Source organism: Citrobacter sp. CK199 (genome assembly GCF_030333285.1).
Lineage (GTDB): Bacteria > Pseudomonadota > Gammaproteobacteria > Enterobacterales > Enterobacteriaceae > Citrobacter_B > Citrobacter_B koseri.
The window spans coordinates 96109-109970 of record NZ_JAOWGF010000026.1; the positions used below are offsets into that span (position 1 = coordinate 96109).

Annotated in this window: 9 protein-coding genes; 1 reads left to right on the forward strand and 8 read right to left on the reverse strand. The window is 55.5% G+C overall.

The genetic code is table 11. The features are described 5' to 3' along the window. Positions 1-217: 217 nt before the first annotated feature. The 3 genes from mazG to rlmD form a co-directional block, all read right to left on the reverse strand. The gene (gene mazG / locus OGX75_RS11575) at positions 218-1009 is read right to left on the reverse strand and encodes a nucleoside triphosphate pyrophosphohydrolase (protein WP_012134891.1); all 792 of its coding nucleotides are present in this window, start codon (positions 1007-1009) and stop codon (positions 218-220) included. Positions 1010-1139: 130 nt separating this feature from the next. Then, positions 1140-3374 carry a GTP diphosphokinase gene (gene relA / locus OGX75_RS11580; RefSeq protein WP_012134892.1) on the reverse strand — a complete coding sequence of 745 codons (2235 nt, stop codon included), beginning with the start codon at positions 3372-3374 and terminating at the stop codon, positions 1140-1142. A gap of 51 nt (positions 3375-3425) precedes the next feature. Then, complete coding sequence (rlmD, locus tag OGX75_RS11585; protein ID WP_286451150.1) at positions 3426-4724, reverse strand: 23S rRNA (uracil(1939)-C(5))-methyltransferase RlmD; 1299 nt, start codon at positions 4722-4724, stop codon at positions 3426-3428. Positions 4725-4781: 57 nt separating this feature from the next. Here rlmD and barA point away from each other — a divergent pair, with 57 nt between their 5' ends. Beyond that, positions 4782-7538, forward strand: coding sequence for a two-component sensor histidine kinase BarA (gene barA, locus OGX75_RS11590; RefSeq protein ID WP_012134894.1), 2757 nt, complete (start codon positions 4782-4784; stop codon positions 7536-7538). A gap of 132 nt (positions 7539-7670) precedes the next feature. Here the strand turns inward: barA and OGX75_RS11595 are convergent, their stop codons facing one another. The 5 genes from OGX75_RS11595 to OGX75_RS11615 all read right to left on the reverse strand — a co-directional run bounded on the left by OGX75_RS11595 (position 7671) and on the right by OGX75_RS11615 (position 13856). Next, positions 7671-8813 carry a glycerate kinase gene (locus OGX75_RS11595; RefSeq protein ID WP_047461590.1) on the reverse strand — a complete coding sequence of 381 codons (1143 nt, stop codon included), beginning with the start codon at positions 8811-8813 and terminating at the stop codon, positions 7671-7673. 81 nt (positions 8814-8894) lie between these two features. Continuing rightward, the gene (gene gudD / locus OGX75_RS11600; protein WP_024130902.1) at positions 8895-10235 is read right to left on the reverse strand and encodes a glucarate dehydratase; all 1341 of its coding nucleotides are present in this window, start codon (positions 10233-10235) and stop codon (positions 8895-8897) included. A 19-nt stretch (positions 10236-10254) separates the two neighbouring features. Beyond that, a complete protein-coding gene (locus tag OGX75_RS11605; RefSeq protein ID WP_012134897.1) occupies positions 10255-11595 on the reverse strand; it encodes an enolase C-terminal domain-like protein in 1341 nt (446 codons plus the stop codon). A gap of 2 nt (positions 11596-11597) precedes the next feature. Next, positions 11598-12950, reverse strand: a complete 1353-nt coding sequence (gene gudP / locus OGX75_RS11610; RefSeq protein WP_012134898.1) for a galactarate/glucarate/glycerate transporter GudP — start codon at positions 12948-12950, stop codon at positions 11598-11600. A 456-nt stretch (positions 12951-13406) separates the two neighbouring features. Then, complete coding sequence (locus tag OGX75_RS11615; RefSeq protein ID WP_012134900.1) at positions 13407-13856, reverse strand: flavodoxin; 450 nt, start codon at positions 13854-13856, stop codon at positions 13407-13409. Positions 13857-13862 lie beyond the last annotated feature (6 nt).

Here is a 13862-nt window from a genome sequence, read left to right on the forward strand (position 1 = left end):
CTTCACTCCCCCCAGTCACATCGCATTTCTATGTTCCTGGGGATTCTTTCAGTCGCCGCCTTGTTGCGACTCGAATAACTCGAAGAGGCAGTATACAAGGTGTTTCATCAACATAACGGGAAGAGAAAATAGCCCCTTTGGGGTAAATGTTTTTGACGTAAATCAAGAGCTTGTTATTTAAAAAATCACACAAAACGCCCTTGACTGCCTAAATTCGTTAGAGATCAATTTCCTGGCGTTTTACCTGCTGCCAGACTTCTTCCATTGTTTCCAGATCAACTCCCGTCATTTCCAGGCCTCGCGCCGCAACAATCCGCTCAACTTCACGAAAACGCCGTTCGAACTTTTCATTGGCTTTTTGTAACGCGGTCTCTGCTTTTGTCCCTAAATGACGCGCCATATTGACGGTGGCAAAGAGCAGGTCGCCCATTTCCTCCTCCAGTTTAGCCTGGTCTACGACAGCCTGCCGCGCCTCGAACATGACCTCGTCGATCTCTTCATACACCTTATCGACAACCGGCCCTAACGTCGTCCAGTCAAAGCCGACGTTCGAACAGCGCTTCTGGATTTTTTGCGCGCGCATTAACGCCGGTAAGCTGCGGGGAATATCATCCAGCGCCGAATGCTGCGCTTTCTGCGCGCGCTCTTCGGTTTTGATTTGCTCCCAGCGGGCTAATACCTCGGTACTGTTGTGAGCGGCTACGTCCGCAAAGACGTGTGGGTGGCGACGTTCCAGTTTATCGCTGATGGCGGCGCAAATATCATTAAAGTCAAAGCGCCCTTCTTCCTGCGCCATCTGCGCATAAAACACGACCTGAAACAGCAGATCGCCCAGCTCTCCGCGCAGGTCGTCAAAGTCCTCACGGGCAATGGCGTCGAGCACTTCATAGGTTTCTTCAAGGGTATACGGCGCAATGGTGGCAAACGTCTGCTCTTTGTCCCACGGGCAGCCGTTTTCCGGGTCGCGCAAGCGTTGCATGATGCCAAGCAGGCGATCGATTTGATTCATTGGAATATCCTGAAAATTGTCACCAACGTAGGCCGGATAAGGCGACAGCCGCCATCCGGCAACTGGCAATACCTGATGGCAACGCTGACGCGTCTTATCAGGCCTACAAAGCTTATCCGACCTGGAAAAATTAATTGCCGTGCAAACGACGCGCGTCGATCACATCCGGCACCTGGTTGAGTTTACTGAGAACGCGCCCCAGCACTTGCAGGTTGTAAATTTCGATGGTCATATCGATGGTGGCGAGCTGCTGCCGGGTGTCGCTGCGGCTGGCCACCCCCAGCACGTTTACCTTCTCGTTAGCCAGAATGGTGGTGATATCCCGCAACAAGCCGCTGCGATCGTTGGCCTGAACGCGTACCACCAGCGAATATCCCGCAGAGTAGCTCTCGCCCCACACCGCATCCACGATACGTTCCGGTGCATGAGAACGCAGTTCCACAAGCTGTTCGCAGTCCGCCCGGTGTACGGAAATACCGCGCCCCTGGGTGATAAACCCGACAATCTCATCTCCTGGAATCGGCTGGCAGCAGCGCGCAATGTGGTGCATCAGGTTGCCGACCCCTTCCACCACCACGCGACCATCGTCTTTACGGCGATTCTGCGGAGCGTATGTTTTCTGCTGAAGCTGTTTCAGCGCGGCGGCATCCTGTTCGGCGGCGCTCGGCTTATTAAACTGCGATTGCAGGAAGTTCACCATCTGGTTAAGGCGAATATCCCCGCCGCCAATCGCCGCCAGCAGTTCCTCCAGCTCATTGAAGTTGTAGCGCGGCAGCAGGTGTTTTTCCGCCTCTTTCAGGCTGATGCCCAAATGCGCCAGTTCATCGTCGAGGATTTGCCGCCCGGCGAGAATGTTCTTGTCCCGATCCTGCTTGCGGAACCAGGCGTGGATTTTAGAACGGCCACGGCTGGTCGTCACATAGCCCAGGTTCGGGTTGAGCCAGTCCCGGCTAGGGTTTGGCTGCTTCTGGGTGATGATTTCAATCTGATCGCCCATCTGCAACTGATAGGTAAACGGCACGATACGCCCGCCGATTTTCGCCCCGATGCAGCGATGCCCCACATCGCTGTGGATATGGTAGGCAAAGTCAAGCGGCGTGGAGCCTGCGGGCAGATCCACCACATCGCCTTTTGGCGTAAAGACATACACCCGGTCGTCAAAGACCTGGCTGCGCACTTCATCCAGCATTTCGCCAGAATCCGCCATCTCTTCCTGCCAGGCGATCAGCTTACGCAGCCACGCAATTCTGTCTTCATGGCCCGTGCGCGCGCCCCCGGAGACTGCTCCCTCTTTGTACTTCCAGTGCGCCGCGACGCCCAGTTCGGCATCTTCGTGCATCTGTTTGGTACGAATCTGGATCTCAACGGTTTTACCGCCAGGGCCAAGCACCACCGTATGGATTGACTGGTAGCCATTAGGTTTCGGGTTGGCGACGTAATCATCGAACTCGTCCGGCAGATGGCGATAGTGCGTATGCACAATCCCCAGCGCGGCATAGCAGTCCTGCAAACGTTCAGCCACAATACGCACGGCGCGCACGTCAAACAGCTCGTCAAACGCCAGATGCTTTTTCTGCATTTTGCGCCAGATGCTGTAGATGTGTTTCGGGCGGCCATAGACCTCCGCCTTCACGCCTTCGGTTTTCATTTCAGAACGCAGATGCCCGACAAACTCTTCAATGTAATGCTCGCGGTCAATGCGGCGTTCGTGCAGCAGTTTGGCGATCCGCTTGTATTCTGCCGGGTGCAGATAGCGGAAGCAGTAATCTTCCAGCTCCCACTTCAGTTGCCCGATGCCCAGCCGGTTAGCCAGCGGGGCATAGATATTGGTGCACTCTTTCGCCGCCAGTACGCGTTCATCTTCCGGCGCGTCTTTAACCTCGCGCAGATGGGCGATGCGTTCCGCCAGCTTGATGACCACGCAGCGGAAGTCGTCCACCATCGCCAGCAGCATCCGACGAACGTTATCCACCTGCTCGGAGGAGACGGAATCGTTATGCGTCGCTTTCAGCTGACGAATCGCCGCCATATCGCGCACGCCGTGAATCAGATTGACGATCGATGTCCCCACGCTCTCGCGCAGGATATCTTCGCTGACAACATTGGCGTCAGCCAGGGGGAAGAGCAGCGCCGCCCGCAGCGTGTCGATATCCATACTTAACGTAGAGAGGATTTCCACCATCTCCACGCCACGCCACAGCAACAGTTCCGCATCGGGATGTCCTTGTGTCTGTTGCAGGCAATACGCCCAGGTTTCGGCTAAGCGTTCACACGACTGCTGGCTGGAGATACCCAGACTCGCGATCCATTTTTTCGGATCAAACTCACCAGCTTTATTAAGATGTGCACTTCTTACCGCAACCATTGTCCTCTCCTTAAGGGACCAGGCCTACCGAAGTCAGCAAGCCATGACTCATTACAAACGCTCAAACAACACCATTGATTCCAGATGCCCAGTGTGTGGGAACATGTCGAGCATCGCCAGCCGCTGAATTTGGTATCCGGCATTCAACAAGGCGTCGCTATCCCGTGCCAGCGTAGCAGGATTACAGGATACATAAACAATACGAATTGGTTTTAACTTTATAATGTGTTTCATCACGCCTGCCGCCCCGGCACGAGCGGGATCGAGCAAAATTTTGTCAAAACCATTTTTCGCCCATTGCTGCTTCGTGACATCTTCTTCGAGATTTTCGTGAAAGAATGTCACATTCTGTAATCCGTTACGCCGCGCGTTTTCCCGGCCTTTTTCCACCAGCGCCGGAACGCCTTCAACGCCCACAACGCTGGCGGTGCGCGTCGCCAGCGGCAGAGTAAAATTCCCCATGCCGCAGAACAGATCCAGAACCCGGTCGCCAGGTTGAATATCCAGCCATTCCAGCGCCCGGGCGACCATTTTCTGGTTCACCCCTTCGTTGACCTGAATAAAGTCGCGCGGGCTGAAGGTTAAGCGTAGCCCGTTTGAATCATACCAGGGCGCCTCCCCGGTAAGCGGTTCAAGTATGTCGCTTTGAGGGGCCAGAAACAGAGACAGTCCCTCAGAATGCGAAAAGCGTTCCAGTTTTTCTCTGTCCGTCGCGTTCAAGGGCGCCGTATGACGCAGCACCATCAGGGTGCCATTCCCCGCCTGTACCAGCTCGACATGGCCAAAGTGGCGGTTTCCTTGCAAACTTTCCAGACACGCCCTGACGCGGGGCAGCAGCGCCTCAAGCTGGGGCACCAGAATGGGGCACTGCCTGACATCCACGATATCGCTGGAGCCTGCCTTGCGAAATCCCATCTGCAATTGCTGAGTTTTAGGCAGATAATTCAGGCTTAAACGCGCACGGCGCCGATAGCCCCACGGCGTATCAGCGATCACCTCGGCGACATCGCATTTCATTAAGCGCGACAGCGCGGCGCTTTTGCTGCGTTGTTGCAGCGCGACGCTGGCATGCTGCTGCTGGCAGCCGCCACAGACGCCAAAGTGCGGGCAGCGCGGCGTTTCCCGTTCCGGGCTATCATTCAGGCGACGCTTAACTTGCGCGCGGGCAAACTGTTTTTTATCTTCGGTAATGACGACGTCGCCCTTTTCCTGGGGCAGTAATCCCGGTATAAACAGCGCCTTTCCATTATGGCGAGCCACGCCCTGACCGAAAGGATCGAGGTCATTGACCGTAACGGTTATGATCTGACGCGTCGTCACGCGTCGTTTTGCAGAGTAGAATTGCGCCATCGACGAGATATTTCTCAATTTAACAGTGTGACCCTAATTGTCCCATAACGGAACTCCATGACCAACTACAGCCTGCGCGCACGCATGATGATTCTGATCCTGGCCCCGACCGTCCTCATTGGTTTACTGCTCAGTATCTTTTTCGTTGTGCATCGCTATAACGACTTGCAGCGTCAACTGGAAGATGCTGGCGCCAGCATTATCGAACCTCTTGCGGTCTCCAGCGAATATGGCATGAACCTGCAAAACCGCGAATCAATCGGGCAGCTCATCAGCGTTCTCCATCGCCGCCACTCCGACATCGTGCGCGCCATTTCCGTTTATGACGAGAATAACCGGCTGTTTGTCACATCCAATTTCCATCTCGATCCGTCAGAAATGCAGCTCGCCACCGGGGAGCCGTTTCCCCGCAGGCTGAGCGTGACCCGCCACGGGGACATTATGATCCTGCGAACGCCGATTATCTCCGAAAGGTATTCGCCGGACGAATCCCCCGTAACAGACGCCAAAACGCCGAGAAATATGTTGGGATATGTGGCGCTTGAACTGGATCTCAAGTCCGTCCGCCTGCAACAGTACAAAGAGATTTTCATCTCCAGCGTGATGATGCTGTTCTGTATCGGCATTGCCTTAATTTTTGGCTGGCGTCTGATGCGCGACGTCACCGGTCCCATTCGTAATATGGTCAATACCGTTGACCGCATTCGTCGTGGGCAGCTCGACAGCCGCGTCGAGGGCTTTATGCTGGGCGAGCTGGATATGCTGAAAAACGGCATCAACTCAATGGCGATGTCGCTTGCCGCTTACCATGAAGAGATGCAGCATAATATCGATCAGGCCACTTCGGATCTGCGCGAAACGCTGGAACAGATGGAGATCCAGAACGTTGAGCTGGATCTGGCGAAGAAGCGCGCTCAGGAAGCGGCGCGTATTAAGTCTGAGTTTTTGGCCAACATGTCGCACGAACTGCGCACGCCGCTTAACGGCGTGATTGGCTTTACCCGTCTGACGCTAAAAACCGAACTTAATACAACCCAGCGCGATCACCTCAATACTATCGAACGTTCGGCCAACAACCTGCTGGCGATCATCAATGACGTGCTCGATTTTTCCAAGCTGGAAGCGGGCAAGCTGATTCTGGAAAGCATTCCCTTCCCGCTACGCAGCACGCTGGATGAAGTGGTGACGCTGCTGGCGCATTCATCCCATGACAAAGGGCTGGAGCTCACGTTAAACATCAAAAATGACGTACCGGATAACGTCATCGGCGACCCGCTGCGCCTACAGCAGGTCATTACCAATCTGGTCGGTAATGCCATTAAATTTACCGAAAGCGGCAATATCGACATTCTGGTTGAAAAGCGCGCACTCAGTAATACCAAAGTACAGATTGAAATCCAGATCCGCGATACCGGCATCGGCATTCCCGAGCGCGACCAGTCGCGTCTGTTCCAGGCTTTCCGCCAGGCGGACGCCAGCATTTCACGCCGTCATGGCGGAACCGGTCTGGGGCTGGTGATTACGCAAAAACTGGTCAATGAGATGGGCGGCGATATCTCATTCCACAGTCAGCCCAATCGCGGTTCCACTTTCTGGTTCCACATTAATCTCGATCTCAACCCGAATGTGATAAGCGACGCGCCGCCAACGCGCTGTCTGGTCGGAAAACGGCTGGCCTACGTCGAACCGAACGCCACCGCCGCGCAATGCACGCTGGATATGCTGAGCGACACGCCGCTGGAGGTGATCTACAGCCCGACGTTCTCAGCGTTGCCGCTGGATCACTACGATATCCTGCTCATCAGCGTTCCGGTGACCTTTAACGAACCGCTCACCATGCAGCAAGAACGGCTGGCAAAAGCCGCCGCCATGACGGACTTCCTGCTGCTGGCGCTGCCTTGCCATGCCCAGATTAACGCCGAAAAACTCAAGCAAGGCGGCGCGGCGGCCTGTCTGTTAAAACCGCTCACCTCAACGCGTTTACTGCCAGCGCTGACGGAATACTGCCATTTAAATCAGCATGTTGAACCGCTGCTGACGGATGAGAATAAAATCGCCATGACGGTAATGGCGGTCGACGATAACCCGGCCAACCTGAAGCTGATCGGCGCGCTGCTGGAGGATAAAGTCCAGCATGTGGAGCTTTGCGACAGCGGGCATCAGGCGGTGGAGCGGGCCAAACAGATGCAGTTTGATTTGATCCTGATGGACATTCAGATGCCGGATATGGACGGTATCCGCGCCTGTGAGCTGATTCATCAGCTTCCGCATCAGCAGCAAACGCCGGTGATCGCCGTGACGGCACATGCGATGGCGGGTCAGAAAGAGAAGCTGCTGAGCGCGGGGATGAATGACTATCTGGCCAAGCCGATAGAAGAAGAAAAGCTGCACAGTCTGCTGTTACGCTATAAGCCGGGGGCCGTGGTAGCAACCCGATTACCCGCCGCTGAATCGGCTGAGTTTATCGTCAACCCGAACGCAACGCTCGACTGGCAACTGGCGCTGCGCCAGGCGGCTGGAAAATCCGATCTGGCGCGGGATCTGCTGCAAATGCTCATCGACTTCCTGCCGGAAGTGCGTAACAAAATTGAAGAACAGCTGGTGGGAGAGGCGCCCGAAGGGCTGGTGGATCTCATCCACACGCTGCACGGCAGCTGCGGCTACAGCGGGGTGCCGCGCATGAAAAACCTGTGCCAGTTAATTGAGCAGCAGTTACGCAGCGGCACCAAAGAAGAGGAGCTTGAACCCGAGTTTCTGGAGCTGCTTGATGAGATGGACAACGTCGCGCGCGAAGCAAAGAAAATATTAGGATGAGAGGATGCCGGATGGCGACGCTAGCGCGTCTTATCCGGCCTACAGGTGCGTGACCGTAGGCCTGATAAGCGCAGCGTGACCGGCCTACAGGTGCGTGACCGTAGGCCTGATAAGCGCAGCGCCATCAGGCAGTTAACGTAAATGTTGCCCCACGTTAAGGGTGGCGGCGATATTGCGCGCAGCCATACGCACATTTTCTGCGGCATTCTCCAGCGCCTCATCCAGCGTACAGATGGTATAAATCACGCTGAAAACAGCATCCAGCCCATGTTGGTGTACAACACCCACATCCGCCGTCAGGCTACCTGCAATACCAATCACGGGCTTATTATGTCGTTTCGCGACCTTTGCCACGCCGACAGGCACTTTGCCGTGTATCGTTTGGCTGTCGATGCGCCCTTCTCCGGTAACAACCAGATCCGCATCAGCAACGCACTCCTCCAGATGCAAGGCATCGGTCACGATCTCAATGCCGCGCCGTAACTCCGCGCCGCAAAACGCATATAATGCGGCTCCCAGACCGCCCGCCGCGCCGCCGCCCGCCAGTTCGAATACGTTAATATCCAGATCGCGGGAAATCAGCCGGGCATAGTGCGTCAGCGCGTCGTCTAAGCGTTGAATCATCTCCGGCGTGGCGCCTTTTTGCGGACCAAATACCGCAGATGCCCCCTCTTTCCCGGTCAGCGGATTCGTGACATCGCAGGCGACTTCGATACGACACGCGGCAAGACGTTTATCAATACCGCTGATATCAATCTTGGAGAGCGCTTCCAGCGCCGCGCCGCCTTGCGTAATCTCCTGGTGCTGCGCATCCAGCAATTTCGCCCCCAGCGCCTGCACCATACCGGCGCCGCCGTCATTCGTCGCGCTACCGCCAAGGCCAATAATAATATGTTCCACCCCGGCATCGAGAGCGTGGCGAATTAACTCGCCGGTTCCCCACGAGGTGGTTTTTAGCGGATCGCGTAATTGCGGTGGAACCAACTCCAGCCCACTGGCGGCGGCCATTTCGATAAAGGCCGAACGCTCGTCGCCAGAAAGCCCATAAAATGCCCGCACGCTGTCACCGAGCGGGCCCGTCACGTCAACATCAACAATCCGGCCTGCCGTGGCCTCGACCATCGCTTCAACCGTTCCCTCACCACCATCAGCAACCGGGAGTTTTACGTAATCCGCATCAGGCCAGATTTCACGAAACCCCTCCTCAATGGCGGTCGCTACCTCAAGAGCGCTCAAACTTTCCTTATAAGAGTCCGGTGCGATCACTATTTTCATAAAGCATCCTTACGCATGTTGACTGTACTAAGCATACACCAGGAGAAGAACCGACCCCATGACGAAACCGGTTCAATACAGTCAGCGCACCATGCACGGGCGCTTATTGTCGAATGTCCAGTTCGGGATCAGATACTGCATTCCCATCGCATCATCACGCGCGCCCAGGCCGTGTTGCTGATACAACTCGTGCGCCTTCATCACCTGATCCATGTCAATCTCAACGCCAAGACCTGGTTTATCAGGCACCTGCACCATACCGCCTTTGATTTCAAACGGCTCTTTGGTCAGACGCTGATTACCTTCCTGCCAGATCCAGTGGGTGTCGATCGCGGTGATCTTGCCTGGCGCGGCGGCGGCCACATGCGTGAACATCGCCAGGGAAATATCAAAGTGGTTATTGGAATGCGAACCCCAGGTCAGGCCGAACTCATGGCACATCTGCGCGACGCGCACAGATCCCTGCATCGTCCAGAAATGCGGGTCAGCCAGCGGAATGTCCACAGACTGCAAGGAGAGCGTATGTCCCATTTGACGCCAGTCAGTGGCGATCATATTGGTGGCCGTCGGCAGACCGGTCGCGCGACGGAACTCCGCCATCACTTCGCGGCCAGAGAAACCCTGCTCCGCCCCGCACGGATCTTCCGCATAGGCCAGCGAGCCTTTCAGGTACTTACCGATTTGGATTGCTTCATTCAGCGACCAGGCGCCGTTCGGGTCCAGCGTCACGCGGGCATTCGGAAAGCGTTTCGCCAGCGCTACAATGGATTCCGCCTCTTCATCTCCCGCCAGAACGCCGCCCTTCAGTTTAAAGTCGTTAAAGCCATACTTCTCGTATGCCGCTTCCGCCAGGCGGACGACCGCATCAGGAGTCATCGCCTCTTCGTGACGCAGACGATACCAGTCGCATTTCTCATCCGGCTGGCTCTGGTACGGCAGCGGCGTCGCTTTACGGTTGCCGACAAAGAACAGATAGCCAAGCATTTCCACTTCGCTACGCTGTTGCCCCTCACCCAGCAGGGATGCCACGTTGACCCCCAGATGCTGGCCTAACAGATCAAGCAGCGCCGCTTCAATGCCGGTGACCACATGAATGGTGGTACGTAAGTCGAAGGTTTGTAAGCCGCGCCCACCCGCATCACGATCGGCGAACTGATGACGCACGGCATTCAGCACGTTTTTGTACTCACCTAGCGTTTTACCCACCACCAGCGGGATCGCCTCTTCCAGCGTCTGGCGGATTTTCTCGCCGCCGGGGATTTCCCCCACGCCGGTGTGACCAGAATTGTCTTTAATAATGACGATATTACGGGTGAAGAACGGCGCATGCGCCCCGCTCAGGTTCATCAGCATACTGTCATGCCCAGCAACCGGGATGACCTGCATCGCGGTAACAACAGGGGTCGTAAATTGTGTACTCATCATTCAGTCCTTATATGAATTAGCGACGGCCGAAAACGGGGCGTTTACGATCAAAAGTCCAGCCGGGGATCAGGTATTGCATCGGGCCTGCGTCATTGCGCGCGCCGCCGGGCAGTTTCTTGTAAGCGTCATGCGCTTTTTGCACCTGCTCCCAGTCCAGCTCCACGCCAAGACCCGGCGCATCCGGCACTGCAATTTTTCCGTCTTTAATTTCCAGCGGTTGCTTCGTCAGGCGACAATCGCCCTCCTGCCAGATCCAGTGGGTGTCAATCGCCGTCGGTTTACCCGGCGCGGCAGCGCCAACGTGAGTGAACATCGCCAGGGAAATATCGAAATGGTTGTTCGAATGGCAGCCCCAGGTCAGCCCCCAGTCATCGCATAATTGCGCCACGCGCACCGCGCCGGAGAGCGTCCAGAAGTGCGGGTCGGCGAGCGGAATATCCACCGCGTTTAACATCACCGCATGGCCCATTTCACGCCAGTTGGTGGCAATCATGTTGGTCGCGACCGGCAGCCCCGTCGCACGACGGAACTCCGCCATCACTTCACGCCCGGAGAATCCTTGTTCTGCGCCACACGGATCTTCAGCATACGTGAGCACATCGTTCAGCCCTTTACACAACGCGATAGCTTCATCCAGCAGCCAGGCGCCGTTTGGGTCAACCGTGATTCGCGCATCCGGGAAGCGTTTTTTCAGCGCGCGGGCCGTGTCGATCTCCTGCTCGCCGGGCAACACGCCGCCCTTCAGTTTGAAATCTTTAAAGCCGTAGCGATCCTGCGCCGCCTGCGCCAGATGCACAACCGCGTCGCTGGTGAGCGCTTCCTGATGGCGCAGGTGATACCAGTCATGATTGCCCGGCGTTTTTTCGAGATAAGGTAAATCCGTTTTGGTGCGATCGCCCACGTAGAAAAGGTAGCCCAGCACAGTCACCGCATCACGCTGTTTGCCCGGCCCTAACAGTTCGCACACCGGTACATTCAGCGCTTTGCCCAGCAGATCCAGCAGCGCCGCTTCCAGCGCCGCTACCGCATTCACCCGCAGTTCGAAAGTCCAGGCGCCTTTACCAAAGGTATCAAAGTCGGCAGCCTGATTACCTTTATGCACCTGTTGCACCACTTTATTCAGGCGGGCCACTTCCTGGCCTAAAACCATTGGAATCGCATCCACCAGCGTCTGGTAAATCACCTCGCCGCCGGGCGCTTCACCCACGCCGGTGTTACCGGCGTTATCGGTGAGGACGACGATATTGCGCGTGAAATACGCGTTATGCGCCCCACCGATGTTGAGTAACATACTGTCATGTCCGGCCACCGGAATGACTTTCATATCGGTAATGACGGGACTTGATTGCGTTGTCATATTTATTGTCCTGCTACAGGTTTCAGTTCGATGCGTTTAATATCCCCGACCAGCACGAGGTAACTCAGTACCGCCACCAGCGCATGGACGCCAACGTAAATCAGCGCGCCATTGAACGAGCCGGTCGTGCCGACGATGTAGCCAATCGCAATTGGCGTTACGATGCCGGAAATATTGCCAAACATGTTGAATAAGCCGCCGCTCAAGCCGCTGATTTCTTTCGGCGCGGTGTCCGCCATGACTGCCCAGCCCAGCGCGCCAATGCCTTTACCGAAGAAGGCCAGCGCCATGAAGCCGATAATCATCCATTCGACGTTGACGTAATTACAGAACACCATCACCATCGACAGCAGCATCCCCATCACGATCGGCGTCTTACGGGCGATGTTCAGCGAGCCGGTACGACGCATCAGCCAGTCGGAAATAATGCCGCCCAGCACGCCGCCCACGAAGCCGCAAATAGCCGGGACGGAAGCGACGAACCCCGCTTTCAGAATCGACATGCCACGCGCCTGCACCAGATAAACCGGGAACCAGGTGATAAAGAAATAGGTCAACGCATTAATGCAGTACTGGCCGATATAGACGCCGATCATCATGCGGGAACCCAGCAGCTGTTTGATTTGGCCCCATTTCACGCTAAACGGGACTTTCACCTTCGTATCTTTCTGATCCATATTGATCAGCGCGCCGCCTTCAGCAATGTACTCCAGCTCTTTTTTGTTAACGCCGGGATGCTGGTTTGGTTCATGGATCACTTTCAGCCAGATAAAGCTGATCACGATCCCCAGACCGCCCATAAAGAAGAATACATGCGACCAACCCACTTCATGGGTCAGCCAGCCCATGATTGGCGCAAAGATAACGGTGGCAAAGTATTGCGCGGAGTTGAAAATCGCCACCGCCGTTCCCCTCTCCTGCGCCGGGAACCAGGCCGCGACGATTCGGCTGTTGCCGGGGAAAGATGGCGCTTCGGCTAACCCGACCAGGAATCGCAGGGTAAACAGCGCCACGATGATGCCAAAACCGCTGAAGATATCCACAAAGCCCTGTAACAGGGTAAACATGGACCAGATAAAGATGGACCAGAAGTAGACACGTTTAGAACCAAAACGGTCGAGCAGCCAACCGCCGGGGATTTGCCCGATCACGTAGGCCCATGAGAAAGCGGAGAACACGTACCCCATGCCTACCGGGTCGAGACCAATATCTTTGGCCATTTCCGATCCGGCAATGGACAATGTGGCGCGGTCGCCATAGTTGAAGGATGTGACGATAAACAGCATCACCACTATCCAGTAGCGGGCATTGGTGCGTTTTTCCGCGCCGCTCACCGCGTGACTTAATGAACTCATTGTTGCACTCCTGAATTTTCGCGTTATCTACGCTCACTCTGAACTGCACAACCGGTAGGGAATCAGAGATGACGTTTCGTGTTTTTTTGCAGCTTTTTATGAGGTCGTTTGCCTTGTGTACTGCATTTTTAATAACTGGCACGAGAAGTATAAAAAGCACACCTCGCACTCTCACCGTGCAACAACACAGTATTTCGGCAGCGTATCACGTATGTTTGTGGCAAAAGCCCAGGGCAATGGAAGCCACTTCACGGAAATGAAAAACGAAGAGGTAAACAGACAGGGTGCGAGAAGCAAAAGAAGAGGAGTGTGAAACGGGTCGCTTGACCCTATGAAAATGCCTCTGAAAACCCTTTCGTATGAAAGGGTTTTAGGGCAAATGCCTGATGGCGCTACGCTTATCAGGCCAACAGACTGCGCATGTAGACCGGACGTCGCCATCCGGCTGGGTTTTGCTCAGGAGAGCAATGTTCCCCAGTTTTCGACCCAGGGGTTGGATTCGCTCTCCGGCTCCGGGTGTTCGCTGGCGTCAATCAACAGCATCTCCCCAACACGCTGCGCGCTTTGCTCCTGTAACAGCGCATCGAACTGTTTGCCGCCATTGCAAAAATTAACGTAGCTGCTGTCGCCCAGCGCAATCACGCCGTAACGCAGATTTGGCTGAAAACCGAGATTGTCCTTTATTCCCTGGAACAGCGGCACAATGCTGTCCGGGAGATCGCCCTGCCCCGTCGTCGATGTCACAACCAGCACAACTTTATCCAGATACGGCTGCCAGTCGCTCAGTTGCGGATCTTCAAAGACGGTTGCTTTATGCCCCTGCGCGGTAAGGATCGCCTCGGCCTCTTCGGCAACCAACAGCGAGTTTCCATACATGGTGCCGACAAAAATACCAATTTCCGCCATTAACGT